This is a genomic window from Paragemmobacter amnigenus, assembly GCF_009908265.2.
Lineage (GTDB): Bacteria > Pseudomonadota > Alphaproteobacteria > Rhodobacterales > Rhodobacteraceae > Paragemmobacter > Paragemmobacter amnigenus.
Window position 1 is genome coordinate 21,905 of record NZ_JAAATX020000015.1, and the last position, 25,710, is coordinate 47,614.

21 protein-coding genes are annotated in these 25,710 nt (G+C 68.8%); 12 read left to right on the forward strand and 9 right to left on the reverse strand.

The window, feature by feature from the left end; translation table 11 throughout:
* Positions 1-37: 37 nt before the first annotated feature.
* A complete protein-coding gene (locus GU927_RS18480; protein WP_161763882.1) occupies positions 38-1,030 on the reverse strand; it encodes a glycosyltransferase family 2 protein in 993 nt (330 codons plus the stop codon).
* 87 nt (positions 1,031-1,117) lie between these two features.
* Between GU927_RS18480 and pth the strand changes: the two genes are divergently transcribed.
* On the forward strand, positions 1,118-1,801 hold the full coding sequence (gene pth, locus GU927_RS18485; protein ID WP_161763883.1) for an aminoacyl-tRNA hydrolase: 684 nt from the start codon (positions 1,118-1,120) through the stop codon (positions 1,799-1,801).
* 98 nt (positions 1,802-1,899) lie between these two features.
* Positions 1,900-3,039: a serine hydrolase domain-containing protein gene (locus tag GU927_RS18490; RefSeq protein ID WP_161763884.1), complete on the forward strand. Its 1,140-nt coding sequence runs from the start codon at positions 1,900-1,902 to the stop codon at positions 3,037-3,039.
* Positions 3,040-3,119: 80 nt separating this feature from the next.
* Here GU927_RS18490 and GU927_RS18495 read toward each other — a convergent pair whose 3' ends face one another.
* The gene (locus tag GU927_RS18495) at positions 3,120-4,094 is read right to left on the reverse strand and encodes a YcjF family protein (protein ID WP_161763954.1); all 975 of its coding nucleotides are present in this window, start codon (positions 4,092-4,094) and stop codon (positions 3,120-3,122) included.
* Between the two features lie 26 nt (positions 4,095-4,120).
* On the reverse strand, positions 4,121-5,536 hold the full coding sequence (locus tag GU927_RS18500) for a YcjX family GTP-binding protein (protein WP_161763885.1): 1,416 nt from the start codon (positions 5,534-5,536) through the stop codon (positions 4,121-4,123).
* 105 nt (positions 5,537-5,641) lie between these two features.
* On the opposite strand from GU927_RS18500, the gene truA reads away from it, so the two are divergent.
* Positions 5,642-6,415 (forward strand): tRNA pseudouridine(38-40) synthase TruA, encoded by a 774-nt coding sequence (gene truA / locus GU927_RS18505; protein WP_161763886.1) that lies wholly within the window; start codon positions 5,642-5,644, stop codon positions 6,413-6,415.
* Between the two features lie 122 nt (positions 6,416-6,537).
* On the opposite strand, the gene GU927_RS18510 is transcribed toward truA, so the two are convergent.
* A complete protein-coding gene (locus GU927_RS18510) occupies positions 6,538-8,148 on the reverse strand; it encodes a SulP family inorganic anion transporter (RefSeq protein WP_161763887.1) in 1,611 nt (536 codons plus the stop codon).
* A gap of 76 nt (positions 8,149-8,224) precedes the next feature.
* Here GU927_RS18510 and GU927_RS18515 point away from each other — a divergent pair, with 76 nt between their 5' ends.
* The gene (locus GU927_RS18515) at positions 8,225-8,713 is read left to right on the forward strand and encodes a pyridoxamine 5'-phosphate oxidase family protein (protein ID WP_161763888.1); all 489 of its coding nucleotides are present in this window, start codon (positions 8,225-8,227) and stop codon (positions 8,711-8,713) included.
* 6 nt (positions 8,714-8,719) lie between these two features.
* Here GU927_RS18515 and GU927_RS18520 read toward each other — a convergent pair whose 3' ends face one another.
* The 3 genes from GU927_RS18520 to GU927_RS18530 all read right to left on the reverse strand — a co-directional run bounded on the left by GU927_RS18520 (position 8,720) and on the right by GU927_RS18530 (position 13,179).
* Positions 8,720-11,014: a glycosyl hydrolase family 28-related protein gene (locus GU927_RS18520; protein WP_161763889.1), complete on the reverse strand. Its 2,295-nt coding sequence runs from the start codon at positions 11,012-11,014 to the stop codon at positions 8,720-8,722.
* Positions 11,015-11,104: 90 nt separating this feature from the next.
* Positions 11,105-11,509 carry a DUF4864 domain-containing protein gene (locus GU927_RS18525; protein WP_161763890.1) on the reverse strand — a complete coding sequence of 135 codons (405 nt, stop codon included), beginning with the start codon at positions 11,507-11,509 and terminating at the stop codon, positions 11,105-11,107.
* Positions 11,510-11,598: 89 nt separating this feature from the next.
* A complete protein-coding gene (locus GU927_RS18530) occupies positions 11,599-13,179 on the reverse strand; it encodes a lysine--tRNA ligase (RefSeq protein WP_161763891.1) in 1,581 nt (526 codons plus the stop codon).
* 114 nt (positions 13,180-13,293) lie between these two features.
* Here GU927_RS18530 and GU927_RS18535 point away from each other — a divergent pair, with 114 nt between their 5' ends.
* Positions 13,294-13,713 carry a tellurite resistance TerB family protein gene (locus GU927_RS18535; protein WP_161763892.1) on the forward strand — a complete coding sequence of 140 codons (420 nt, stop codon included), beginning with the start codon at positions 13,294-13,296 and terminating at the stop codon, positions 13,711-13,713.
* 222 nt (positions 13,714-13,935) lie between these two features.
* On the opposite strand, the gene dacB is transcribed toward GU927_RS18535, so the two are convergent.
* Both dacB and GU927_RS18545 read right to left on the reverse strand, forming a co-directional pair.
* Positions 13,936-15,414, reverse strand: a complete 1,479-nt coding sequence (dacB, locus tag GU927_RS18540; protein WP_232843853.1) for a D-alanyl-D-alanine carboxypeptidase/D-alanyl-D-alanine endopeptidase — start codon at positions 15,412-15,414, stop codon at positions 13,936-13,938.
* A 374-nt stretch (positions 15,415-15,788) separates the two neighbouring features.
* Positions 15,789-16,763 (reverse strand): GlxA family transcriptional regulator, encoded by a 975-nt coding sequence (locus GU927_RS18545; protein WP_161763894.1) that lies wholly within the window; start codon positions 16,761-16,763, stop codon positions 15,789-15,791.
* A gap of 69 nt (positions 16,764-16,832) precedes the next feature.
* Between GU927_RS18545 and GU927_RS18550 the strand changes: the two genes are divergently transcribed.
* The 7 genes from GU927_RS18550 (at position 16,833) to GU927_RS18580 (ending at position 25,641) form a co-directional block, all read left to right on the forward strand.
* Complete coding sequence (locus tag GU927_RS18550; protein ID WP_161763895.1) at positions 16,833-17,747, forward strand: BKACE family enzyme; 915 nt, start codon at positions 16,833-16,835, stop codon at positions 17,745-17,747.
* Entirely contained in the window at positions 17,747-18,172 is a 426-nt protein-coding gene (locus tag GU927_RS18555) for a hypothetical protein (RefSeq protein ID WP_161763896.1), read from the forward strand. The genes GU927_RS18550 and GU927_RS18555 overlap by 1 nt, the downstream gene beginning before the upstream one ends.
* Before the next feature lie 16 nt (positions 18,173-18,188).
* Positions 18,189-19,646 (forward strand): carnitine 3-dehydrogenase, encoded by a 1,458-nt coding sequence (locus GU927_RS18560; RefSeq protein WP_161763897.1) that lies wholly within the window; start codon positions 18,189-18,191, stop codon positions 19,644-19,646.
* Between the two features lie 4 nt (positions 19,647-19,650).
* Positions 19,651-20,814, forward strand: coding sequence for an acyl-CoA dehydrogenase family protein (locus GU927_RS18565; RefSeq protein ID WP_161763898.1), 1,164 nt, complete (start codon positions 19,651-19,653; stop codon positions 20,812-20,814).
* Positions 20,815-21,141: 327 nt separating this feature from the next.
* Positions 21,142-23,139 carry an acetate--CoA ligase family protein gene (locus GU927_RS18570; RefSeq protein WP_161763899.1) on the forward strand — a complete coding sequence of 666 codons (1,998 nt, stop codon included), beginning with the start codon at positions 21,142-21,144 and terminating at the stop codon, positions 23,137-23,139.
* Entirely contained in the window at positions 23,136-23,939 is an 804-nt protein-coding gene (locus GU927_RS18575) for a carnitinyl-CoA dehydratase (protein ID WP_161763900.1), read from the forward strand. Before GU927_RS18570 ends, GU927_RS18575 begins: the two co-directional genes overlap by 4 nt.
* 82 nt (positions 23,940-24,021) lie before the next feature.
* Complete coding sequence (locus GU927_RS18580) at positions 24,022-25,641, forward strand: GMC family oxidoreductase (protein WP_161763901.1); 1,620 nt, start codon at positions 24,022-24,024, stop codon at positions 25,639-25,641.
* The last annotated feature ends 69 nt before the right edge of the window (positions 25,642-25,710 follow it).

The window sequence follows — 25,710 nt, forward strand, 5'->3', positions numbered from 1 at the left end:
AGACAGGGGCGCGTCCGGCCACCGGACGCGCCCTTTCTCATTCCCCCGCCGCCGCCAGATGATGCGCCAGCCGCGGGTCGTCCTCGGCCACCCGCCCCGCCTTTTCGGCCAGCCGCCGCACGTAATCCGCACAGGCCAGATGGTGCAGGCGCCGCACATCCGGCAGGGCCATCGCCTGCGCGTGCAGCGCGTCGAACTCCGCCGCATGGCGCAGCGCGCTCCTGTCCTCGACCGCGTTCTGCTCGGCACGGTCGTAATAGGCCGTGGTATAGCGGTCCTTGCCCGCCACCGGCGACAGCGTCCCCCGCTTCAGGCTGAAACTCTCGGCCGAGCGCAGCATGTAATGGTTGACCTGCGCCACCTCCCAGCCCTGCAATCCCTCGGGCAGGATACGCAGACTGTCCCCCTCGGGCGTCCATCCCGTCACCTCGGCCCCCGCAGGGTTCACCCAGATCATCCCCTCGCTGCCCCACTCCGCCATCCGCCGCGGGCGCAGCCGCTTGGGCGAATGTTCCCCCAGCTTGCCGAACCAGTCGGGCTTGCGGTGGATCGACTTGACCCAGCCGTTCATCCGCCCGCCCGCCACCCCCGCCCGCAGGCACTGCCGGTGCAAAAGCCCGTCCTCCCACGTCTTGCGCCACGAGGTGCCGAAGATCCGCCACGGGATTGACATGCCAAGGAACGGCCGCCCCGGCACGTCCAGCAGATCGGCCAGCTTCCCCGCCCCGGCATGGACGACCAGAAACTCGTCCACATCCGCCACCATGACCCAGTCCGCCCCCGCCACCTCGGGCAACTCCTTGGCCGCGGCCAGCTTGCGCGCGGTGATGTTCTTGCGGTCCGGCACGTCATGGCGCAGATGCCTGACCCATCCCGCCGCCTCCAGCGCATCCAGCAGGGCGGGCGACCGGTCGGTGCAATCATTCGTCACCACGACCACATCGGTAAAGCCCAGCATCCGCTGCCAGCAGACCCATTCCACCAGAAACGGCCCCTCGTCCTTCACCGAACAGACAACCGTATACCGCACGCGCGCCTCCCTGCCTCGCCCGCAAGGCTTGCACGGCCCGCCCGCCTGCGGCAATGGTCCTTGGCGCGGAACAGGGAAGGTGCGGCCATGAAACTGTTTGTGGGCCTCGGCAATCCGGGGGCGAAATATGCGGGCAACCGCCACAATATCGGCTTCATGGCGCTGGACCGCATCGCTGCCGACCACGGCTTTTCGCCGTGGAAATCCGCCTTCAAGGGCACACTTTGCGAAGGCCGCCTCGGGGCGGAGAAGGTGCTGCTCCTCAAACCCGCGACCTTCATGAACCTCTCGGGCGAAAGCGTCCGCGCGGCGATGGATTTCTACAAGCTCGCCCCCGCCGACATCACGGTGTTCCATGACGAGCTGGACCTCGCCCCCGGCAAATGCCGCGTGAAGGCGGGCGGCGGCCATGCGGGCCACAACGGCCTGCGCTCCATCCACCAGCACCTCGGCACCGATGCCTACGCCCGCATCCGCCTCGGCATCGGCCATCCCGGCCACAAGGACGCGGTGGCGGCCTATGTGCTGCACGACTTCGCCAAGGCCGATCAGGACTGGCTCGACGACCTGCTGCGCGGCCTCTCCGACGGCGCCCCCGCCCTCGCCGACGGCGACGCCGCCCGCTTCATGAACGCCGTGGCGCTCCGCACCGCCCCGCCCCGCTCCTCCACCGGAACGCCGGAGAAGGCCTCAAAACCCGCCGCCGCCGCCGACCCCGCCCCCGAAGACACCCGCACCGCCATGCAGAAACTGATGGACAAGTTCCGCTGACCCACCCGCAGGAAGGGCACTATTGCCCATCCGACAGACCGCTTGGCAAAGCCGCCCGCCGCATGGCACCCCTGTGCCAACCGCCCAAAGGAACCGCCATGCGCCGCCTCGTCCGCCTGCTCGCCGTCCTCCTGATCCTCCTCGCCGCCGCCGCCCTCTGGAAACGCGAAGAGATCACCCGCCTCATGGCCGTGAACTCCCTCTTCGCCCCGGACCACATCGTCCACAACTTCTCGCATATGGGCGACCTCTTCCTCACCCGCCCCCTCTCGCGCGGCGACGGCCCCGTCAGTCCGCTGCCCGAAGGCCCCGCCGCCCCCCTCCCGCCCGAAGTCGCAGACTGGATCACCGCCCGCAACGTGACCGCCCTCGTCATCCTGAAAGACGGCCGGATCGTCCACGAAAGCTACCATCAGGGCACCACCCCCGACGACCTCCGCATCTCGTGGAGCGTGGCGAAAAGCTTCCTCTCCGCCCTCTTCGGCATCCTCCATGCCGAAGGGAAGATCGGCCTCGACGACCCCGTGACGCAATACGTCCCGGCCCTGAAGGGCACCGCCTATGACGGCACCACCGTGCGCCACATCCTGACCATGTCCTCGGGCGTGGCGTTCAACGAGGATTACATGGACTTCTGGTCCGACATTAACCGCATGGGCCGCGTCCTTGCGCTGGGCCGGTCGATGGACGCCTTCGCCGCCAGCCTGAAGGACCGCGCCGCCGATCCCGGCACCCGCTGGCACTACGTCTCCATCGACACCCACGTCCTCGGCATGATCATCCGCGGCGCCACGGGCGAGGATATCCCCGACCTCCTCGAACACCACATCCTCGCCCCCCTGGGCCTCGAACGCGCGCCCTATTACCTGACCGACGGCTATGGCACCACCTTCGTCCTCGGCGGCCTGAACCTCACCACCCGCGACTACGCCCGCTTCGGCCAGATGATCGCGCAAGGGGGGGCATGGCAGGGCCGCCAGATCGTCCCGCGCGACTGGGTCGACGCCTCCACCACCCCTTCCGCCCCGAACGGCGCGGGCTACGGCTACCAGTGGTGGATCGCCGACGGCGCCACCCCGGGCGAAGTCAACGCCCAAGGCATCTACGGCCAGTACATCTGGATCGACCGCGCCCGCAACATCGTCATCGCCGTCAACGCCGCCGACCGCGGCTTCGAAGATGACGGCGTCGCCGCCGCCAACATCGCGCTTTTCCGCAAGATCGCGGCCGGTCTCTGACCCCCGGCCCGCCCCTTCATCTGTTCACAAATATCCTGCGGGGGGTCCAAGGGGGGCGCAAAGCCCCCCTTTGCGACGGCTCAGACCTTCCCCCCGTCATCCTCGCGCCGCACCAGCCCCGCCAGCGCCCGCCCCACCGTCTCGGTCACCCCGGGCCTGGCCAGCGCGGCAAAGGGCATCGGGCGGCACACCTCCATCGCCGCCACCCCCACCCGCGCCGTCAGCGCGCCATTCACCACCCCCTCGCCGAACCGCCGCGACAGGCGGGCCAGCACCCCGCCCCCCGCCACCGACCCGATCAGATCATCGGTCAGCGCGACCGCCCCCGTCGCCACCAGATGCCCGAAGACCCGCCGCATCAGCCGCATCGACCCCAGCGTTCCGGCCCGCCCGCCATAGATTTCCGCAATCCGCCGCACCATCCGCAGATTGGCCACCAGCGCCATCGCCACATCCGCCAGCGCCAGCGGCACCAGCGCCGTCACCGTTGCCACCTGCCGCGCCGCCTGCTCCACCTCGGCCCGCGCAGCAGTGTCCAGCGGCCCCATCAGCTCCACCTCCGCCAAGCGGATCAGGGCGTCGGCATCCAGCACATCCCCCTCGCGCTCGGCCAGCCGCGCCACGGCCCAGCCCATGTCGGCCCGCCCGCCATAAAGCCCGCGCAAGGCGCCCAGCACCCCCCGCGCCTCGGCCAGCGTGACGGCCCCCGCCACCCGCGCCCGCAGCCCGTCCAGCCGCGCCAGCCGCGCAAACCCCGCCGCCTCGCGCAAGGCCAACAGCAGCGCCGCCAGCACCGCCAGCCCCACCAGCCCCAACGCCACGAAACCCAGCGCGGTATTGGCCGCCAGCAAACCCGTCACGAACTCCCACGCCGCCACCGACAGCACGAAGGAAAACAGCGCGCCAAAGGCCCAGACCGCGAACCGCCCCAGCGCCGACCGCCGCCGCCCCGCCCCGATCCGCACCGCCGCCTGCATCGCGCGCCCGTCAGGCAGCACCTCGGGCACCGCAGGGGCCAGCGCGGGGTCAAAGGACGGGTCCACCCCCGCCTCCATCTCGATGACGAAGGGCTTGTCCCCGCTCACAGCCGGTCCCCCAGCAGAAACTCCACCGCGCGGTCCAGCCGGATATGGGGCAACCCCTCGCCCGCCCGCCGCGCCATCCGCAAGGGTGGCTCGAAGGACATCATCCCGAACTCCGCCTCCAGCCACCGCTCCGCCCCCTGCCGCGCGGGCGACAGCAGCCGCGCCGGATCGTCGGGCAACCGCCCGGGATACATCGCCACCACCCGCCCGTCCGCCAGCCGCCCCTTCACGCAGTCCTGCGCCACGCCACCCCGCGTCACCGTCTCCTCCACCGTCGCGCGGAACCCCGCCAGCGACATCGCCCCCGTCAGCGCACCCGCGAATTCCGCCCGATCCTTCGCCTCGCGCAGCATCGCCTCCATGATCCCCGCCAGCGCCGCGTGCTGCGCGTGGTGCAGATGGTCCGCCTTGGTCGCGGCGAACAGGATACGCTCCACCCGCCGCCCGCCCAGCAGCGCGGTCAGCCACCAGTTCCGCCCCGGCCGGAACGCGCCCAGCACATCCGCCATCACCCGCCGCAAATCCTCCAGAGCCTGCGGCCCCGCATGGATCGCGCCCAGCACATCGGCCAGCACCACCTGCCGGTCGATCCGCGCGAAATGCGCGCGGAAGAAGGGCTGCACCACCTTGGCCTTGTATCCCTCGAACCGCCGCTCCATCTCGCGCCACAGACACCCGCGCGGGATGTCCGCAGGTTGCGGCAAGGGCGCGAAGGTCAGCGCGGGCGACCCCGCCAGATCGCCGGGCAGCAGGAACCGCCCCGGCGTGCAATCCGCCCACCCCGCCTGCCGCGCCCCTGCCAGATAGTCCGTGAACAGCGCAGCCAAAGCCCGCGCCCGCCCCTCGTCAAAGGGCAGCGCCCCGTCCTCGGCCCGCGCGGTGGCCAGAAACTCCGCCCCCTCCGCCCGCCTGGCCAGCCGCGCCAGCACCTCCTCGGACCAGTCGGCATAGGACTTGTCCAACAGCGCCAGATCCAGCAGCCATTCGCCGGGATAATCCACGATATCCAGATGCACCACCCGCGGCCCCGCCAGCCCCGCCAGCCACCCTTCGGGCCGCACGCGGAAGGACAGCCGCAACTCCGACACCGCCCGCGTGCTTTCGGGCCAATGCGGCGCATCTCCCGTCAGCGCGGCCAGATGCCCCTCATAGTCAAAGCGCGGCAGCGTCACATCGGGCTGCGGCTGCAACCACACCGCCTCGATCCGCCCCTCCGCATGGGCGCGAAGTTGCGGCATCCGCCCGCGATCCAGCAGATTGGCCACCAGCCCCGTGATAAAGACGGTCTTTCCCGCCCGGCTCAACCCCGTCACGCCCAGCCGCACGACCGGCTCGAACAACGCGCCCGAGACGGACGCCGCCGCCCCCTCGATGCCACGGGTGATCCCGTCGGTAATGGATGCAAGAACCAAGTCAGTCCCCTTCCGTCCCCGCGAACATAATCACCCCCCGCCCGCTTGTGTAGCCACCGGCCTGCACAATGGACAAACCCCGCCCGCATGGGCTAACCCCACCCCATGCCCCGCTTCGCCCTCCTCATCGACTACGACGGAACGCCCTTCAACGGCTGGCAGCGCCAGTCGCAGGGCCAGCCCTCCGTCCAGCAGGCGGTCGAGGATGCACTGGCAAAGCTTGAACCCCGCCCCCACACCATCGCCGCCGCAGGCCGCACCGATGCGGGCGTCCATGCCACGGGGCAGGTCGCCCATGCCGACCTCGCCCGCTACTGGGACCCCTTCCGCCTGTCCGAGGCGCTGAACCACCACCTCAAACCCGCCCCCGTCGCCATCCTCAAGGCGGCCCGCGTGACCGAAGACTTCCACGCCCGCTTCTCGGCCACCGAACGGCGCTACACCTTCCGCCTGATCGCCCGCCGCGCGCCGCTGACCCATGACCGCGGCCGCGCCTGGCACATCCTGAACCCGCTCGACGCGGACGCCATGCGCGCCGCCGCCGCCCACCTGATCGGGCAGCACGACTTCACCACCTTCCGCTCCACCCTCTGCCAGTCGAAATCGCCGGTAAAGACGCTGGACGAAATCACCATCGACACCCGCCCCGTCCCCGGCGGCACCGAATACCGCTTCCACCTCCGCGCGCGCAGCTTCCTGCACAACCAGGTCCGCTCCATCGTCGGCACGCTGGAGCGCGTCGGCGCGGGAAGCTGGCAGCCCGCCGACGTCAAGGCCGCGCTCGACGCCCGCGACCGCGCCGCCTGCGGCCCGGTCTGCCCGCCGCAGGGGCTCTACCTGACACGGGTGATCTACCCCGAAGACCCCTTCGCCACCTGACCCGGCGCAGCGGGGGGCCGTCTGCCCCCCGCACCCCCCGAGAGTATTTGGGCCGAGATGAAGACCAGCCCCTTCATCTCGGCCCAAATACCCCGGAGGTCCGGGGGTGGAACCCCCGGCGGTCAGTCCAGCGCGGACAGGTCGGGGACAAAGCGCACCGGCAGACCCCGCAGCCCCTGCGCCTCCAGCGCCGCGCGCAGGGCGGGGCGCGCGCCAGCCACCACCAGAACCCCGTCCCGCCGCGCCATCCGGCGCGCCAGCAAAAGGAAGGACCGCGCGCCGGAACTGTCGATCATCGGCACCTCCGACACATCCACCACGAATTCCCGTGGCCGGTCCGCGATCTTTTCCAGCACCGATCCCAGACGCGCCGCCGCGCCAAAGAACCACGGCCCGCTCAGCCGCACCACCACGCGGTCGCCCGTCACATCCGGCGCCTCCGCGCCCGCCACCTCCGCCGCCTCGGACATCCGCGCGATAAAGACCAGCCCGCCCAGCGCAAAGCCCACCACGATCCCTTCCGTCAGGTCGCGGAACACCACCAGAAGGAAGGTCACGACCAGAACCAGCGCATCCGCGCGGCTCGACCGCAAAAGGTGCCAGAACTCCTCCTTCTCGGCCATGTTCCACGCCACCACCGCCAGCACCCCCGCCAGCGCGGCCAGCGGGATGAACCCCGCCAAGGGCGCCGCCACCAGCATGAAGCCCAGCACGAAGAGCGCGTGCAGCATCCCCGACACCGGCCCGCGCGACCCTGCGCGCACGTTCGTCGCCGTCCGCGCGATGGTCCCCGTCACGCAGAACCCGCCGAACAGCGCCGATCCCACATTCGCCGCCCCCTGCGCCACCAGTTCGGCGTTGCTGCGATGGCGCGCCCCGCTCATGCCATCCGCCACAACGGCAGAGAGCAGCGATTCGATCGCCCCCAGCAGCGCGAAACTCACCGCCCATGGCAGCGCCGCCATCATCGCCGCACCGTCCAGCACCGGCAGCGCGGGCGCGGGCGGCAGGTTGGGCAGCGCGCCGAATTTCGACCCGATGGTCTCCACCTCCAGCCCCAGCCCTGCCACCGCAACCGACGCCAGCACCACCGCCAGCAACATCCCCGGCGCGCCGGGACGCCAGCGCTTGATCCCCTGTATGACCGCGACCACACCCAGCGCCACCGCCACCGCGGCCCATGTCACCGTCCCCCGCGCCGCCCAGAGCGTCTCGATCTTCCCCACGATCTCGCCCGGTTCCGGCCCCGCCAGCGTCAGTCCGAACAGGTCGCGGATCTGGCTGGCAAAGATGATAACCGCGATTCCGGCGGTGAAGCCCACCGTCACCGGATAGGGGATGAAGCGGATATAGGTGCCCAGCCGCAACACCCCCGCCGCCATCAGCAGGAAGCCCGACAGGAAGGTGGCAAGGATCAGCCCCTCCACCCCCACCGCCATGACACAGGCCGACACCAGCACGATGAACGCCCCCGCAGGCCCCCCGATCTGGAACCGGCTTCCGCCCAGAAGCGATACGAGGAACCCGCCCACGATGGTGGTGTAAAGCCCCCGCTCCGGCCCCACGCCGCTGGCGATGGCGATCGCCATGGACAAAGGCAGCGCCACGATCGCCACCGTCAACCCCGCCAGCGCATCCGCCCTCAGGTCGCGCGACGTATAGCCCTCGCGCAGCACCGTCACGATCTTGGGCAGGAATTCGGCAGTCTGGGCAGGATGGCTTGCGTCTGTCATGGTCCGGCACTAGCCCTTCGGGAACGCGCCCACTCAACGCCCGCACCCTGCCCGCTGTCAATCACCGGAACGCCGCATGACCACCCGCCCCGATCCCGTCGCCGCCCCCGATGACGAGGCCCGCGCGCTGGCCCGCCGCCTGATCGACGGCGCGACCCATGCCGCGCTTGCCGTGACCGACCCCGCCGACGGCACCCCCGGCATCAGCCGTATCGCCTTTGGCCGCGGCCCCGACGGCGCGCTCCTGACCCTCGTCTCGGCGCTCGCCCCCCATCACGCCGCCCTGCATGCCCACCCCGCCTGCGCGCTTTTGCTGGGCGAGGCGGGGGAAAAGGGCGACCCCCTCACCCATCCCCGCCTGATGGTCAAGGCGCGGGCAGAGTTCATCGCCCCCGACGACCCCGCCCGCCCCGCGATCCGCGACCACTGGCTCGCGCATCACCCCAAGGCAAAGCTCTACATCGACTTTGCCGATTTCGCCTTCGTCCGCTTTGCCCCCGTCTCGGCGCTCCTGAACGGCGGCTTCGCGCGGGCCTTCCGGCTTGCACCGGAAGACCTGCGCTGACCGGCCTCAGATCGGGTTGTCGCAACGCACCGTCGCCAGCACCCGCCCCTTCACCGCCGCGGGCCAGCGCAACTGCACCTGCGTCTTGGCCGCCCCCCGCTCGGTCAGGACATTGGGCATCGCCCATTGCGTCACATTCGACGCATTGGTGATCGCCCCCTCGGCCACCAGCCCCGTCACATTGCGCGCCCAGCCGCCAAAGGGCATGAAGGGCCCCGCCTCGACCGTCCATGTATCCGCCACGCTCGCCTGATCGTGCTGGATCACCAGCGGACTGACCGTGATCTGCGACACCCCGTGAAAGGCGTTCTGCGCGAATTCCACCACGCGGCAGCGCCCGCCATCCAGCGTGGCAAAGGTATCATCCACCTTCTCGACCCGGTCGATATTGCCGTTCAGCGTGCGGAACACATTGTCCGTCACCGACAGCCCGTGCAGGTAATGCCCCGCCCCGCGCGGCGTCACCACGATCCAGCGGAAATGCGACGCCACATCGTTGACGGTAAAGATGTTGCCCGTGATCGTCAGCCCCCCGAAGGAAAACCCGCTGCTGAAGGCAGGGTTGGCGTCATGCTCGTTCGACCATTCGATGAAGCTGTTGTCGATGTAATTGCCGGTGAACAGCGTCTTCACATTGGTCGTGGTCAGCACCACCCCGGCTCGCCGCGTCCCGTCCGTCGTGTTGTCCCCCTGAAAGAAGTGGTTGCCGATCAGCATGTGCCCCGTCCCCGCCATCACCGCGAATGTGGCAAAGCGCACGATCCGGTTGCCCCTGATCTTGGCATCGTTGGCATTGACGTTCAGCGCGATGGTCGTGCGGTCCTGCACCACCACATCCTGCTCGTTCGACAGAAAGTTGCAGCGGTCCAGCATGAACCCCTGACAGCCCGTCCCGGTCGAGGTGATGCCGCGATCCCTCGGGCGGCTGAAATTGCACTGCTCCACCTGCAAGGCCAGCCCGATGCGCGGCAGCATCAGCCCGCTCGCGATCCCGCCGCAGTCAAAGTCGAGGCTCCGCAGCTCCAGCCGCCCAAGGTTCTCGAACCCGCTCAGATCGACCAGATAGCGGAACCGCTGGAAGGTGAAGGTCCGCGTCCCCGCCGCCGCGAACAGCGGCTGGCTCAGCTCCACCGTGCCGCCCGCCACATTGACCGACCGGACATAGACCTCGCGCCCGACACCCGTTCCCGTGACCAGCGAACCGGGCAGGATATTGGCCACATTGGCCACCGCCGTCAGCCGCGTCGGCTGGCTCGTCGCATAGGTGGCGACCGATGTCGTCACCGCAGGCGTCCATGCCGCGCCCGCCACCGCCTCGAGCTGGCCGTTCCGGATCACGCGGCGCACCTGATAATTCGTCAGCCCCGCCAGCGCCGCCACATCCACCGGCGCGGCCAGCGCGATCCGCCGCCCCGACAGGTCCAGTTCCGCATGGTCGGTAAAGGCGAACAGCGCCTGAACCGCCTTGCGGAACCCCGTCTCCTCGCTGCCGAAGGCGGCGGTATAGGTGTTCATGTCGAAATTGCGCGTACAGGCCAGACGCGCCGTGTCGGGCATGGTCACCGTGCCCTCGAACCGCACATCGCTGGCAAAGGTGACATTCCCCGTCAGCCGGTATGTGCCCGCCGACACCAGAACCGACCGCTGCCCCTGCCCCGCCGCCTGATCCGCCGCGACGAAGGCCGCCGTGTCATCCGCCACCCCGTCACCCCGCGCGCCATAATCGCGCACATCGACCCATGTCAGCATGTTCCGCAGAAAGACGCCCGTCACATCCTCGACCGTGATGTCGTCGATCCGCACGATCCCGCCATTGGGCCCCGTCAGGTCGATGCCCAGATGCCCGTAAACCGGCGCCGTGCCCCAGACCATGCCCACGCCGCCGCGGTTGCCCGACCCGATGATGGCACTAACCGTCACCACCTGCCCGTATCCCGGCAGCGCGACGCTCGGCCCCGTCTGAACCGCCGCCGCGACATTCGACCCGTTCGCCGCCGCAGCATAGCCCGCGATCCGCACCTCGGGCAGCGCCCCCGACAGGCACTTCACCCGCGCCGTCACGCGCAGATACATCCCCGGCTGGCAGGGGATCTGCTGGAAGCAGCGCAGCTTGGTCGTCGCCGCCGTCTTCTGGATTTCCAGACAGCCGCCGAAATCCTGATCCGCCGGAACAAAGGCCGCATTGGGCTGGTTCGCCCATGACCCCTGCCCCGGCCGCCCGTCCTCGCGCGACCACAGGTTCAGCCCCGCCTCGAAAGCCGGAGGCATCAGCACCAGCCCGTCCGTCACCGCCTTGTTCATCGCACCCCTCGCCGCTCGATATGTCGCGGCAAGGGGTAGCAATGCAGGGTTAACGGGATGTCAGACCACCGCGCGCCCCTCCGGCACGCCTCACGCCCCCACCCCCGGCTCGGGCAGCAACTGCACGCCGTTGATCTGCCAGCCCTCGGGCGTCTGGACCATCTGGTAGTCCAGAATATGGGTCCGCCCCGTCTGGTCGGTGATCATCACCTTCTGCCACAGCGCGCCCGAAATCGTCCGCTGCTCCAGCATCCGCACATCGGCGGGGCGGTGGACCATGGGATAGCCCTGCGTCACCATCTTCCCGAAATTCTCGGGCGACATGAAGATCGACTTGATCGACGGCGAGGCAAAGGTGAAGGCGGTGGCGAAATCATCCGCCTTGAACGCCTCGATCTGGTTCAGGATCGTATCCTGCACGGGATCCGCCTTCGCGGCGGTCACGGGCAGGACAAGGCAAAGCGCAGTCAGCAGTCCAAAGGCGATACGGCGCATCGCGGCCTCCCTCCTATATCCCCGAGGGAAAGCCTAGGTCGACCGCCGCACGGGTCAATGACCCGCAGGACGGGCAGAACTGCGCGTCCTTACGAAACCAGCTCCCCCGCCAACCCGCGATCCATCAGCGCGACCGTCTCGGCCACACCGTAAAGCGCCACGAACCCGCCAAAGCGCGGCCCCTCCGACGCCCCCAGCAGCACCTCGTACAGCGCCTTGAACCAGTCGCGCAGCGGCTCGAACCCGTGTTCCTTGCCCACGGCAAAGACCATGGACTGCAACGCATCCGCGTCCTGCCCGCCTTCCCACGCCGCCAGCCGCGCGCGCAGGTCCGCCATCGCCGCCCGTTCCCGGTCGTCGGGCAGGCGGAACACGCGCGACGGCGCGATCTTGTCGGCGAAATAGCGCACCGCAAAGCCTGCCGCGGCATCCAGATCCGGATGCGTCTCGGGGCTCGCCTCCGGCGCATAGGCGCGGATATAGCCCCACAGCCCCTTGGCATCCTTCGCCCCCGCCACGCTCGCAAGGTTCAGCAGCATCGAGAACGGCACCACCATCCGGCTCTCCGGCGGGTTGCCGCCGTGGATATGCCACACGGGGTTGTTCACCTGCCCGTCCACATCCTGCGTCGGGTACGCCTTCAACTGCTGGTGATATTCATCCACCGCCCGCGGGATGACATCGAAATGCATCCGCTTCGCCGTCTTGGGCTTCTGGTACATGAAATACGAAAGGCTTTCCGTCGCCGCATAGGTCAGCCATTCGTCGATGGTCAGCCCGTTGCCCTTCGACTTCGAAATCTTCTGCCCCTGGTCGTCAAGGAACAGCTCGTATGTCATGTGGTTGGGCTTCTTGCCGCCCAGCACTTCGCAGATGCCGTCATAGATCGGCGTGTTGGTGGAATGGTCCTTCCCGTACATCTCGAAGTCCACACCCAGCGCCGCCCAGCGCGCGCCGAAATCCGGCTTCCACTGCAGCTTCACATTCCCCCCCGTGACAGGCAGCGTCCATTCCCGCCCGTCCTCGTCGTCGAAGGTGATCTCGCCCCGCACCGCATCCACGTTCTTCATCGGCACATAGAGCACCCGCCCCGTCTCGGGATGGATCGGCAGGAAGCAGCTATAGGTCTGCTGCCGCTCCTCCCGCAAGCTTGCCAGCATGATCCCCATGATCGCGTCATACCGCTCCGCCGCGCGCCGCAGCACCTCGTCGAACCGGCCCGAGCCGTAGAAATCGGTGGCCGAGATGAACTCGTACTCGAACCCGAACGTATCCAGAAACCGCCGCAGCATGGCGTTGTTGTGATGGCCGAAACTCTCGTACTCGCCATAGGGATCGGGCACGGATGTCAGCGGCTTCTGCATATGCCCGCGCAGCATCTCCTGCTGCGGCACGTTCTCGGGCACCTTCCGCATCCCGTCCAGATCGTCCGAGAAACAGATCAGCCGCGTCGGAATATCGCTGATCACCTCGAAGGCGCGGCGGATCATCGTCGTCCGCGCCACCTCGCCAAAGGTGCCGATATGGGGCAGACCCGACGGACCATAGCCCGTCTCGAACAGGACATGGCCCTTCTCGGGATCCTTCTTCTCATAGCGTTTGAGGATCGCGCGCGCCTCTTCAAAGGGCCATGCTTTCGATTTCATCGCGGCATCACGCAAGCCAGACATCGGCAATCCTCAAGGAGATGTGCGGAAACCCCGTGCCTCCGCAGCCCCCGTCCTCTATTGCCGCCCCCGCATCGCGTCAATAATGTCCCGTCCCGAAGCACCAAGGAAACGCCCATGTCCGACACGCCCCCCATGTCCCCGCAAGACGCGCTCGTCGCCGTCATGGTCGCCTGCTCGGCCTCGGACCAGAACATGCGGACGGCCGAACTCGTGGCGATCCAGCGCATGGTCAACCACATGCCGGTCTTCGCCACTTACGACCAGGACCGCATCCGCCGCATTTCCCAGATCGTCTTCGACCTGTTCGAAGAGGAAGACGGCCTCGACGCCCTCTTCGGCCTGATCCGCGAGGCGCTGCCCGAACGCCTGAACGAAACCGCCTATGCCCTTGCCTGCGACGTGGTGACAGCGGACGGCAAGCACAACGAGGTGGAACTGAGGATGCTCGAAGAGGTGCGCGAAGAGCTGAAGGTCGACCGCCTCCACGCCGCCGCCATCGAATGGGGCGCGCGCGTGCGGCATATGAAGCCCTAGGCAGGAACCGGAACTGCCAGGCGCAAGAAGACCCGAAAGGCGCCAGTGGCGCGTTTCGGGGCTTCGTCGTTAGGGACGCGCATGACCCGCCGGGGCGGGCGCCCATGGCGCACGACCCGTGGGGGCGGGTCGTGCGCGGCCCGTGGCTTTGGGCCACGGGCCCAACCCGACCGTAGCGCATCCAAACCCGTAGGGCGGGGTTCACCCCGCCACGCGCCCCCCTCACCCGTACACCGCCCCCCACCGCGCGATCAGCTGCCCCTGCAGCTTCCGCGCCCGCCGTGTCCATGCCTTGCCGCCCTTCGGCTGCTCCCGCTCGGCCACGCTCAACCGGTCCCGCCGCGCCACATCCGCGCAGAAGATGGCAAAGGCCATCTCCCGCCCCGACGGCGGCTGCACGAACCCCACCAGCGCTGACACGAAATTCAGCGTCCCCGTCTTGCCGATCACCGCCACGGGGCTCTCGATCGCGCCCCCCTCGTCATCGCGCATCCCCAGATCGCGCAGCACGGGCTTCAACCCCCGCCCCGCCGCCGTCCCCTGCGACGCGACCAGCGCACGCACCATCTGCTCGGCGGAAATCCGGCTCTGCCCGCCCAGCCCCGAATGGTCCACGAACCGCCCCTCGGCCCCGAGGCGCCCCCGCATCCAGTCCGACATCGCCCCCGCCGACGGCCGCAGCCCCCCCGCGCCCGACGACGACAGCCCCACCACCTCCGCCGTCAGGTTCGTCGACCAGCGCAGCATCCGCCGCAGCACATCCGCCAGCGGATCACCCGCCAGCTCCGCCACCACCTGCGCCCCCGCAGGCAGCCGCCCCACCACCCGCCCCGCAGGCAGCTTCACCCCCTGAGCCGCCGCCAGCGACTGAAACACCTCGCCCACATAGGCCGCCGGATTGCGGACCGGCAACCAGCGGCTCCCGCCCTTGCCCAGCGCCCCGCTCGCCACCGTCCATTCCTCCGCCCCGCCCCGCGCGCGATAGGTGAACAGCGGCGCCTCCCGCGCCACCACCTCCATCCGCGCCATCTGCACGGGCGGCGCAAACCGCTCGCCCCGCGCATCCATGGCCACACCCCAGCCGCCCTGCGCCCGCTTCCACTCGAAATGCACGCGGTTGTAATTCAGGTTCAGCCCCGAGATGGCGGGGTTATACCCCACATGCTCCGGCTGATCGCCCGCGATCCGGTCGACAAAGGGCAGCGCGCCGTCATGCACCAGATAGGTGCCCGTCACCCCCCGTATCCCCGTCGCCGCCAGTTCCGCCGCCAACCCTGCCAGCCGGTCGGTGTCCAATTCCGGATCGCCCGTCCCCGACAGGACCAGATCGCCCTGCACCACACCCCCCGCCACCGGCCCCGTCACCAGAACCCGCGTCGCAAAGCGATGCCCCGCCCCCAGCTTCTCCAGCGCGTAAAGCGCCGTCACCGCCTTGGCCGTGCTCGCGGGCGGCAGCGCCTCGCGCTCGCCCATCGCCTCCAGCAGCCGCCCCGTCCGCGCATCGGCCACGGCATAGCCCACGACCCCGCCCAGCCCCGCCGCCTCGATCAGCGCGGCCGGATCGGCCACGGCCTTGCCCGCCACCGCCTGCACCCCCGAAGGCCGCGCCACGGGACGCGGGCTGACCGCCAGCCCCTCGCCCCACACGGGCAGGGCCGCCCCCGCCAGCATCCCCGACAGCACGAAACGACGTGAAACCATCACCCATCCCCCCGAAAGCGCAGGCCCGCATCCGGCCCGCAAACCGGACCGGCACCAGCCCGCCAAACCTATCCCCACCCCGCACCGCGCATCAAGCGCGCCGAACCGCCGCGCCCCTGTCCCCGCGGCCACCACCGGCGCCCCACCAGACCCGCGCCCTTCATCTCGGCCCCAATACTCTCGGGGGGCACGGGGGGCGGAAAGCCCCCCGCCTCTCCACCCGCGACCGGCCCCGCCGCAGACCAACTCACCCGATGGTTAACCCACCCTGACCCCACCGCGCGTATGTACAACCTGCGGCACAGCCGCCTGCACCGCGCACGGCACAGTCCGGAACGCCCCGCCACGGAAATAAACGCAGCGCCCGCAGGGCCTTAGCCACCCCGCCGCCGCAACACACCGGGGGCCACCCCGAACCGCCTGCTGAACGCGCGGCTCAGGGTGGATGGCGACGCGAACCCCGTCCGCAAAGCCACCTCGGCCAGCGGGTGGCGCGTGTCCGTCACCATCCGCCGCGCTGCCTGCAACCGCAGACCCAGGGCATAGGCCGCAGGCGTCTCGCCCAGATATTGCCGGAACAACCCCTCCATCCGCCGCGGGCTCAACCCCACCGCCTTGGCCACCCGCGCCACGGGTTCGGGATCGTCCAGCCGCGCCTCCATCCGCGCGATGGCCTCCGCCACCCGCGCATCCAGCCGCCCCTCCGCCGGCACGGGGGCGACCTGCGGCTCATGCCCCGCCCGCTCCGTCGTCAGGAAGGACGCCGCCACCTGCCGCGCCAGCGGCGCCCCGTGCCGCGCCCCGATCAGATGCAGCATCAGGTCATGCGCCGGTGCCGCGCCCCCCGCCGTAGCGCGGTTGCGGTCGATCACGTACCGGTCCGGCAGACACTCCATATCGGGGTAGGCGGCGGCGAAATCCTCAAGATCTTCCCAGTGCACGGTCGCGCGATAGCCCGCGAGCAGCCCCGCCCGCGCCATAACCCACGCCCCCGCATCCACCCCCGCCACCAGCCGGAACCGCCCCGCCATCCGCCGCAGTTCACGCAGGAACGGCCCCGTCGCCACCTCCTCCTGCCGATACCCCACGATCAGCATCAGCACATCCGCCCCCTCCGCCGCCGCCAGCGGCCCCGAGGACGGCAGTTCGATCCCGCAGGTCAGCGGCACGGGCCGCCCCTCCGGCGACACCACCCGCCAGCGATAGGCCTCCTGCCCCAGATGCCGGTTCGCCGCCCGCATCGGGTCCAGCACCGACGCCACCTCGAGGATCGAGGCATGGGGCAGCACCAGCACCGCAATGGTCAGCGCCTCTCGTGACGGGGAAAACAGGCTTGCGTTTTGCGTCATGAAAATTGCGTAAACGGCAATGCAGGCCCGTGCAACCCCGCTAATCTGCCCCCAACAAGGGAGGAAACCATGCCGCTCGCCATTAACCGCGAAGTCTTCATCACCTGCGCCGTCACCGGATCGGGCGGCACGCAGGACCGCAGCCCGCATGTCCCCCGCTCCCCCCAGCAGATCGCCGAAAGCGCCATCGCCGCCGCCAAGGCCGGTGCTGCCGTCGTCCACTGCCACGTCCGCGATCCCGAAACCGGCAAACCCGCCCGCGACCCCGCGCTCTACCGCGAAGTCACTGAACGCATTCGCGATTCCGCCACCGATGTGGTGCTGAACCTGACCGCCGGCATGGGCGGCGACATCTATTTCGAAGGGACCGAGGATATGGGCCGCATCGGCCCCCGCTCCGATATGGCAGGCGCCACGGAACGCGTCGCCCATGTCGTCGAATGCCGCCCAGAAATCTGCACCCTCGACTGCGGCACGATGAACTTCAACGAAGCCGATTACGTCATGGTCAACACGCCCGGCATGCTGCGCGACATGGCACAGCGCATGACCGCCGCAGGCGTCCGCATTGAAATCGAGGCCTTCGACACCGGCCACCTCTGGCTTGCCAAGGAACTGGTGAAGGAAGGCGTCATCCCCGAACCCGTCCTCGTTCAACTCTGCATGGGCGTGCCGTGGGGCGCGCCGGACGACCTCAACACCTTCATGGCGATGGTCAACAACGTGCCCCAAGGCTGGCACTACTCGGCCTTCTCTCTGGGCCGCAACCAGATGGCCTATGTCGCCGCCGCCGTCCTTGCGGGCGGCAATGTCCGCGTGGGTCTGGAAGACAACCTCTGGCTCGACAAGGGCGTCCTTGCCACCAACGCGCAACTCGTCGAACGCGCCGCCACCATCATCGAAAACATGGGCGCCCGCGTCATCACCCCCGCCGAGGTGCGCGCCCGCCTGAAACTGGACAAGCGCCCGCCCCTGCCCCGCTGATGGAGAAGCTCGGCCCCATCACCCCGCCCCATGCCACCCCCGCGACGGGACGCGTGATCCCCGTGGGCACGGGCTGGGTGATGGAACCGCTGGAACCCGGCTTTCTTCTCAAGGCCTTGGCCACGGGCGCGCAAATCCGCATCACGACTGATGAGGCGCAGGCGCTCCGCGACGGGCAGACCACCGCGCAGGACCTCGCCGCCCGCCACGGGCTGACGCAACCGCCACACCCCTCGGGTGCCGCCGTCACCGTGGCCTTCTCGGACAAGGCGAAGCGTCTCGCCGGAACGCGCCCCGCGGGTGGCCCCCCCGCCCCCACGGGCGGCCCGACAGAACCGGCCAGGGGCATCCCCCTGCCCTCGCCACTCACCACCGCGGCGATCCTTGCCGCCATCGCAATTCTGGCCCTCGCATTGGCCATCTGAAACGGAGAACGACCCCATGGCTCGCAAGGCAGGCATCATCGGCGGCGGCGTCATCGGCGGCGGCTGGGCCGCGCGCTTCCTTCTGAACGGCTGGAACGTCACCGTCTTCGACCCAGACCCCGAAGCCCCCCGCAAGGTGGGCGAAGTCATCGCCAACGCCCGCCGCGCCCTTCCCGCCCTGTCCGACGGACCCATGCCGCCCGAAGGCACCCTGACCTTCGCCGCAACGATCACCGAGGCCGTCGAAGGCGCCGACTACATCCAGGAATCCGTCTCGGAACGCCTCGACCTGAAACACCGCGTCTTCGCCCAGATCCAGCAGGTCGCGCCCCACACCCCCATCGGCTCCTCCACCTCCGGCTTCAAACCGTCGGAATTGCAGCAGAACGCCGCCAACCCCGCGACCATCTTCGTCGCCCACCCCTTCAACCCCGTCTACCTGCTGCCGCTGGCCGAAATCGTCCCCTCCGCCAAATCCGACCCTGCCCTGATCGAGGCGGCCAAGGAAACCCTTCGCGAAATCGGCATGTTCCCCCTGCATATCCGCAAGGAGATCGACGCCCACATCGCCGACCGCTTCCTCGAGGCGGTGTGGCGCGAGGCGCTGTGGCTGGTCAAAGACGGCATCGCCACGACCGAGGAAATCGACGAAGCGATCCGCATGGGCTTCGGCCTGCGCTGGGGCCAGATGGGCCTATTCGAAACCTACCGCATCGCGGGCGGCGAGGCGGGGATGAAGCATTTCATGGCCCAGTTCGGTCCCTGCCTGACATGGCCCTGGACGAAACTGATGGACGTCCCCGAATTCAACGACGAACTCGTCGACCTCATCGCAGGCCAATCCGACGCCCAATCCGGCCACCATTCCATCCGCGAGCTGGAACGCATCCGCGACCAGAACCTGATCGGCTTCCTGCGCGTGCTGAAGGACCGCAACTGGGGCGCGGGCAAGGTGCTTCTCGACCACGACGCCCGCCGCCGTACCGCCATGCCCGCCCCCGTCGCGGGCAGCGGCCCGATGGAAACCGCGCGCCTCACCGTCCTGCCGGGCTGGATCGACTATAACGGCCACATGACCGAAAGCCGCTACCTCTTTGCGGCCTCCGAAACCTCCGACGCCTTCCTGCGCCACATCGGCGCCGACGTCGCCTATGTCGGCACGGGCTTCAGCTACTACACGGCTGAGACCCACATCATGCATCTGGGCGAGGCGAAACTGGGCGACGCCCTGACCGGCACCGTGCAGGTCCTGCATGCCGACGAAAAGCGGCTGCACATCTTCATCCGCATCCTCAAGGGCGACGAACCCGTCGCCACGCTGGAACAGATGCTGCTGCATGTCGACATGAAGGCCGGCAAGACCTGCCCCGCCCCGCAAGCGATCCTCGACCGCCTGATGCCCATCGCCGAGGCCCATGCGTCGCTTCCCAGACCCGAAGCCACCGGTCGCCACGTCGGCCAGAAAAAGGCGTGATCCCATGCACTTCGCCCTGACCGAAGAACAGCAGATGATCGTCGAGACGACGCGCAGCTTCGTCGAAAACGAACTCTACCCGCACGAGATGCAGGTGGAACGCAGCGGCCACCTGCCGATGGAGCTGATCCGCGAAATACAGCAAAAGGCCATCGCCGCAGGCCTCTACGCCGCCAACATGCCGGCCGAGGTGGGGGGCGCGGGTCTCGATACCCTCTCCTGGCTCCTATACGAACGCGAACTCGGCCGCGCCAACTACGCCCTGCACTGGACCTGCGTCGCCCGCCCGTCGAACATCCTTCTGGCAGGGACCGACGAACAGAAACAGCGCTACCTCCACCCCTGCATCAGGGGCGAGAAATGGGATTGCCTCGCCATGACGGAACCCGGCGCGGGCTCCGACCTGCGCGGCATGAAGGCCAGCGCGCGGCAGGACGGCGACGACTGGATCCTGAACGGCACCAAGCATTTCATCAGCCACGCCGACCTTGCCGATTTCGCCATCTGCTTCATGGCCAGCGGAGAGGAGGACACCCCCCGCGGCAAGAAGAAACTCATCACCGCCTTCTTCGTCGACAAGGGCACCCCCGGCTTCACCGTCCGCGACGGCTACCGCAACGTCAGCCATCGCGGCTATACCAACGCCATCCTCGAATTCGACAACTGCCGCATCCCCAAGGAACAGGTGCTGGGCGAAGTCCACAAGGGATTCGAGGTCGCCAATACATGGCTCGGCGCGACCCGCCTGCAGGTCGCCGCCACCTGCCTCGGCCGCGCCGACCGCGCGCTCGGCCACGCCGTCCAATACGCCGCCGAACGGCGGCAATTCGGCCAGCAGATCGGCAAGTTTCAGGGCATCAGCTTCAAGCTTGCCGACATGGCGATGGAGCTGAAGGCTGCCGAACTCCTGACATGGGACGCCGCATGGCGCTTCGATCAGGGCACGGTGACCGAGGCCGACATGAGCATGGCAAAACTCAAGGCGACCGAGGTTCTGGCCTTCATCGCGGACGAGGCGATCCAGATCCACGGCGGGATGGGCCTGATGGACGACCTGCCGCTGGAACGCATCTGGCGCGACGCGCGGGTGGAACGCATCTGGGAAGGGACCAGCGAAATCCAGCGCCACATCATCAGCCGCCAGATGCTGCGCGCTTACGGCGCATGAAGAAAGGAAGGGGGCATTCTGCCCCCTCGGCGCGTGCCGCGCCTCACCCCCTGAGGATATTTCAGAACGGATGAAGTAACGGAATGTTCACCTTTCCCATCCAGAGTAAGGGCACGGTACAGGCGGGGACGCCGATGACCGTAACGGGTGAAGTCTCCCTGTCCCGCCAAGGGGCAGGGGGATGCCTTCGCCCCTTCATCCGTTGCCAAATATCCTCGGGGGTCCGGGGGTGGAAACCCCCCGGCCGGAGCCAAGCGGCCCTGCCGCGCAGGCGACCCCAAAGGCTTGCGCGCGGCACGCGCGCTCCGCTTTGCGCCGGGGGCCGCCATGCGTGACCTCACCCGCCTGCTGCGCCCCCGTTCCATCGCCGTGCTCGGCTCCGGCTGGGCCGCGAATGTGGTGGAGCAGTGCCGCAAGATGGGCTTCGACGGCCCCGTCTGGCCCGTCCACCCCAGCCGCGACGCCATCGCGGGCGCGCCCTGCTTCCGCACCCTCGCCGACCTGCCCCACGCCCCCGACGCCACCTTCATCGGCGTCAACCGCCACGCCACGCTGGACGTGGTGGCCGAACTCGCCGCCATGGGTGCGGGCGGGGCGACCTGCTTCGCCTCCGGCTGGGAAGAGGCGGGCGAGGCCGACTTGCAGGCCAAGCTCGTGCAGGCCGCGGGTGACATGCCCATCCTTGGCCCCAACTGCTATGGCGTCATCAATTACCTCGACGGCGCGCTCCTGTGGCCCGACCAGCATGGCGGCGTCCGCTGCGACCGGGGCGTGGCGCTGCTCTCGCAATCGTCGAACATCGTCATCAACCTGACGATGCAGGCCCGCGCCCTGCCCGTGGCCTATGTCGCCTGTCTGGGCAATGCCGCGCAGACGGGGCTGGCGGAATTGGCAAACGCCCTGCTCTCCGACGACCGCGTCACGGCGCTCGGCATGTATGTCGAAGGCATCGACGATGCCGCGGCCTTTGCCGACCTTGCCGAACGCGCCCGCGCGGCGGGCAAGGGGATCGTCTGCATCAAGTCCGGCAAGACGGAACTTTCGCGCACCGCCGCCGCCTCGCACACTGCCTCGCTCGCGGGCGGGGGGGCCGCCTCCTCGGCCTTCCTGCGCGCCTGCGGCGTGGCCGAGGTCGCCACCCCCGCCGAACTGATCGAGACGCTGAAGATCTTCCACCACTGCGGCCCGCAGATCGGCCCGCGCCTCTGCTCTCTCTCCTGCTCGGGCGGCGAGGCGGGGCTGGTGGCCGACCTTGCCGCGCCCTATGGGGTGGACTTCCCGCCCCCCTCGGACGCGCAGCGCCAGCGCCTCGGCGACATCCTCGGCCCCATCGTCGCCATCGCCAATCCCTTGGACTACCACACCTTCATCTGGGGCGACGGGCCGCGCACCACCGACGTCTTCACCACCATGCTGGCGGGCTATGACGCGGGCATCTTCATCATCGACCCCCCGCGCCCCGACCGCTGCGATCCCTCCAGCTTCCAGCCCGCGCTGGACGCCATCACCGCAGCCGCCACGGCCACCGGCAAACCCGCCTTCGCCGTCGCCTCCCTGCCCGAGAATTTCGATGAAACCCTCGCCGCCCGCATGGCAGGCCCGAACATCGTTCCCATGATGGGCTTCGAGACCGCCCTCGCCGCCATCCGCGCCGCGCAGACGCCGCCCAATGCGGGCGGCTGGCGCCCGTGGCCCCGCCTGCCGCAACGCCCCATTCGGATGCGCGACGAAGCCTCGGCCAAGGCCCTGATCGCTGCCGTCGGCGTCACCGTCCCCCGCGCCGTCACCGCAGCCACGCTCGCGGCGCTGGCACCGTTGGCGGCCACCCTCACCCCGCCCCTCGCCCTCAAGGGGCTGGGCTTTGCGCACAAGACCGAAGCGGGGGCCGTCCGCCTGAACCTCCACAGCCTCGACGGCCAACCCGACATCCAAGGCGCCCAAGGCTATTTGGCCGAGGAGATGGTCACCGCCCCCATAGCCGAACTCCTCATCGGGTTCCGCCGCGATCCGGTCTATGGCGCGACCCTGACGCTGGGCTTTGGCGGCACAACGGCGGAACTCCTGGCCGATATCCAGACGCTCATCCTGCCCGTGACCGCCACCGACATCGACGCCGCCCTTCGCCGCCTGCGCCTCTGGCCACTGCTGGATGGCTACCGTGGCCGACCCAAGGCCGATACCGCCGCCGCCATCGCCACCGTGCTATCATTGCAATCCCTCTTCCACACCGACGACCGGCTGGAAGAGATCGAGATCAACCCCCTCATCCTGCGCGCCCAAGGGGCCGTCGCCGTCGATGCCGTCCTATGGGAGTCCGCCGAATGACCGAAATGACCATGCTCACCGAAGGCCCGATCCGCACGCGGCGCGAGGGTGCCATCCTCGAAGTCACGCTGGACCGGCCCAAGGCCAATGCCATCGACCTTGCTACCAGCCGCATCATGGGCCTGACTTTCCGCGCCTTCCGCGACGATGACAGCCTGCGCGTGGCGATCCTGCGCGCCGAAGGGGACAAGTTCTTCTGCCCCGGCTGGGACCTCAAGGCCGCCGCCGCCGGTGATGCGGTGGATGGCGATTATGGCGTGGGCGGCTTCGGCGGGTTGCAGGAACTGCCGAACCTGAACAAACCCGTCATCGCCGCCGTCAACGGCATCTGCTGCGGGGGGGGCCTCGAACTCGCCCTCTCCTGCGACCTGATCCTTGCGTCGGACAACGCCACCTTCGCCCTGCCCGAAATCCGCTCCGGCACCGTGGCCGATGCCGCCTCCATCAAACTGCCCAAGCGCATCCCCTACCACGTCGCGATGGACCTGCTGCTGACCGGCCGCTGGTTCGACGCGGAAGAGGCGCTGCGCTGGGGCCTGCTGAAGGAAATCACCACCCCGCAGGACCTGCTGCCCAAGGCATGGGATCTTGCCCGCCTCCTCGCCTCTGGCCCGCCGCTCGTCTATGCCGCGATCAAGGAAGTCGTGCGCGAGGCCGAGGCGCTGCGCTTTCAGGACGCGCTGAACCGCATCACCAAACGCCAGATGGCGACCGTCGACCGTCTCTATTCCTCCGAGGATCAGCTCGAAGGCGCCCGCGCATTCGCCGAAAAGCGTGATCCAGTCTGGAAGGGGCGCTGATCCGTATGCGACAAAATCCGTCGCCATCTGTCACGCCGCCCCGGCCCCGTAGGCTAGGCTCCGCCCAAAGCAGGGGGCAGGCATGACGGACGAGACCGATTACATCATCGTGGGCGCAGGTTCGGCGGGATGCGTTCTGGCGGACCGGCTGACAGCCTCGGGCAAGCACCGCGTCACGGTGCTGGAGGCGGGCGGAACCGACCGGCGCTTCTTCGTCATGCTGCCCTTGGGCTATGGCAAGCTTTTCTACGACCCCGCCGTGAACTGGCTTTACAAGACCGAACCCGACCCCGGCCTTGCGGGTGCACGCGACCACTGGCCGCGCGGCAAGGTGCTGGGGGGGTCATCCTCGATCAACGCCATGGTCTATATCCGCGGCCACCGCGCGGATTACGACGAATGGGCCGCCGCCGGAAATACCGGCTGGGGCTGGGACGATGTCCTTGCCGCCTACAAGGCGATGGAGGATACCGAGGCAGGCGGCGACGCATGGCGCGGCAAGGGCGGCCCCCTCTTCGTGTCGGCCAACCGCAAGGGGCTGCACCCGCTGGTCAAGGACTACATCGCCGCCTGCGAAAGCGCGGGGCTTGCCCATAACCCCGATTTCAACGGGGCCGAACAGGAAGGCACCGGCATCTACCAGATGACGATCAAGGATGCCCGCCGCAACTCCGCCGCCCGCGCCTTCCTGCGCCCCGCGATGAAGCGCCCGAACTGCCGCGTCATCACAGGCGCCATGGTCACCCGCGTCCTGATCGAAAACGGCCGCGCCACCGGCGTGGAATACCGTATCGGCAACGAAACCCGCACCCTGCGCGCCAAGGCCGAAGTCATCCTGTCGGGCGGCGCCATCAACTCGCCCCAGCTCCTGCAACTCTCAGGGCTAGGCCCCGGCGCGCTGCTGCAAGGCTTGGGCATTCCCGTCCTGCGCGACAATCCCAATGTGGGCGACCACCTCAGCGACCATCAGGGCATCAACTACACATGGAAGATGCGCGTCCCCACCTATAATGACGAACTTCGCCCGTGGTGGGGCAAGCTGATCGCGGGGATGAAATACGTCCTCGCCGGATCGGGCCCGCTGTCCAAGTCGATCAACCACGGCGGCGGCTTCTTCCGCACATCGCCCGATCTGCCACGCCCCAACATGCAACTCTACATGCAGGCCTTTTCCACCCTGATCCCGCGCGACGGCGAAAGGCCCATCCTGACACCCGACCCCTTCCCCGGCATGTCCATCGGCCTGTCGAACTGCCGCCCCACCAGCCGCGGCCATATCTGCATCGCCTCGCCCGACCCCTTCACCCATCCCACCATCACCGCCAACGCCTTTTCCACCGACCATGACGTGCAGGAAATGCTTCTGGCCGTGAAATACCTCCGCCACCTCGCCGCCCAGCCGCCCCTCGCAAGGCTCATTGCCGAGGAACTGCGCCCCGGCCCCGACATCACCACCGACGAGCAGATCATCGACGACTTCCGCCGCCGCTCCGGCACGGTCTATCACCCCTCCTGCACCTGCCGCATGGGGCCGGACCCCGCCAGCAGCGTGATCGACGCCCGCCTGCGCGTCCACGGCGTGGACGGCCTGCGCGTCATCGACGCCTCCAGCTTCCCGAACCTGATCGCGGGCAACACCAACGCGCCCGCCATGATGGTGGGCTGGAAAGGGGCCGAGCTTGTCCTTGCCGACGCCCGCTGAAGCGAAATCTGACGCAGATTTCGCGCCGGTTTCTGACGCAGAAACCGGCTCCCACCCGGTCGCCCCCGG

What these genes read in the sequence shown, in the direction of transcription:
- pth (WP_161763883.1), top strand. Translation starts at nt 1,118, where the DNA reads ATGAAACTGTTTGTGGGCCTCGGCAATCCGGGGGCGAAATATGCGGGC.
- GU927_RS18490 (WP_161763884.1), top strand. Translation starts at nt 1,900, where the DNA reads ATGCGCCGCCTCGTCCGCCTGCTCGCCGTCCTCCTGATCCTCCTCGCC.
- GU927_RS18495 (WP_161763954.1), bottom strand. Translation starts at nt 4,094, where the DNA reads ATGGAGGCGGGGGTGGACCCGTCCTTTGACCCCGCGCTGGCCCCTGCG.
- truA (WP_161763886.1), top strand. Translation starts at nt 5,642, where the DNA reads ATGCCCCGCTTCGCCCTCCTCATCGACTACGACGGAACGCCCTTCAAC.
- GU927_RS18510 (WP_161763887.1), bottom strand. Translation starts at nt 8,148, where the DNA reads ATGACAGACGCAAGCCATCCTGCCCAGACTGCCGAATTCCTGCCCAAG.
- GU927_RS18515 (WP_161763888.1), top strand. Translation starts at nt 8,225, where the DNA reads ATGACCACCCGCCCCGATCCCGTCGCCGCCCCCGATGACGAGGCCCGC.
- GU927_RS18520 (WP_161763889.1), bottom strand. Translation starts at nt 11,014, where the DNA reads ATGAACAAGGCGGTGACGGACGGGCTGGTGCTGATGCCTCCGGCTTTC.
- GU927_RS18525 (WP_161763890.1), bottom strand. Translation starts at nt 11,509, where the DNA reads ATGCGCCGTATCGCCTTTGGACTGCTGACTGCGCTTTGCCTTGTCCTG.
- GU927_RS18530 (WP_161763891.1), bottom strand. Translation starts at nt 13,179, where the DNA reads ATGTCTGGCTTGCGTGATGCCGCGATGAAATCGAAAGCATGGCCCTTT.
- GU927_RS18535 (WP_161763892.1), top strand. Translation starts at nt 13,294, where the DNA reads ATGTCCGACACGCCCCCCATGTCCCCGCAAGACGCGCTCGTCGCCGTC.
- dacB (WP_232843853.1), bottom strand. Translation starts at nt 15,414, where the DNA reads ATGGTTTCACGTCGTTTCGTGCTGTCGGGGATGCTGGCGGGGGCGGCC.
- GU927_RS18545 (WP_161763894.1), bottom strand. Translation starts at nt 16,763, where the DNA reads ATGACGCAAAACGCAAGCCTGTTTTCCCCGTCACGAGAGGCGCTGACC.
- GU927_RS18550 (WP_161763895.1), top strand. Translation starts at nt 16,833, where the DNA reads ATGCCGCTCGCCATTAACCGCGAAGTCTTCATCACCTGCGCCGTCACC.
- GU927_RS18555 (WP_161763896.1), top strand. Translation starts at nt 17,747, where the DNA reads ATGGAGAAGCTCGGCCCCATCACCCCGCCCCATGCCACCCCCGCGACG.
- GU927_RS18560 (WP_161763897.1), top strand. Translation starts at nt 18,189, where the DNA reads ATGGCTCGCAAGGCAGGCATCATCGGCGGCGGCGTCATCGGCGGCGGC.
- GU927_RS18565 (WP_161763898.1), top strand. Translation starts at nt 19,651, where the DNA reads ATGCACTTCGCCCTGACCGAAGAACAGCAGATGATCGTCGAGACGACG.
- GU927_RS18570 (WP_161763899.1), top strand. Translation starts at nt 21,142, where the DNA reads ATGCGTGACCTCACCCGCCTGCTGCGCCCCCGTTCCATCGCCGTGCTC.
- GU927_RS18575 (WP_161763900.1), top strand. Translation starts at nt 23,136, where the DNA reads ATGACCGAAATGACCATGCTCACCGAAGGCCCGATCCGCACGCGGCGC.
- GU927_RS18580 (WP_161763901.1), top strand. Translation starts at nt 24,022, where the DNA reads ATGACGGACGAGACCGATTACATCATCGTGGGCGCAGGTTCGGCGGGA.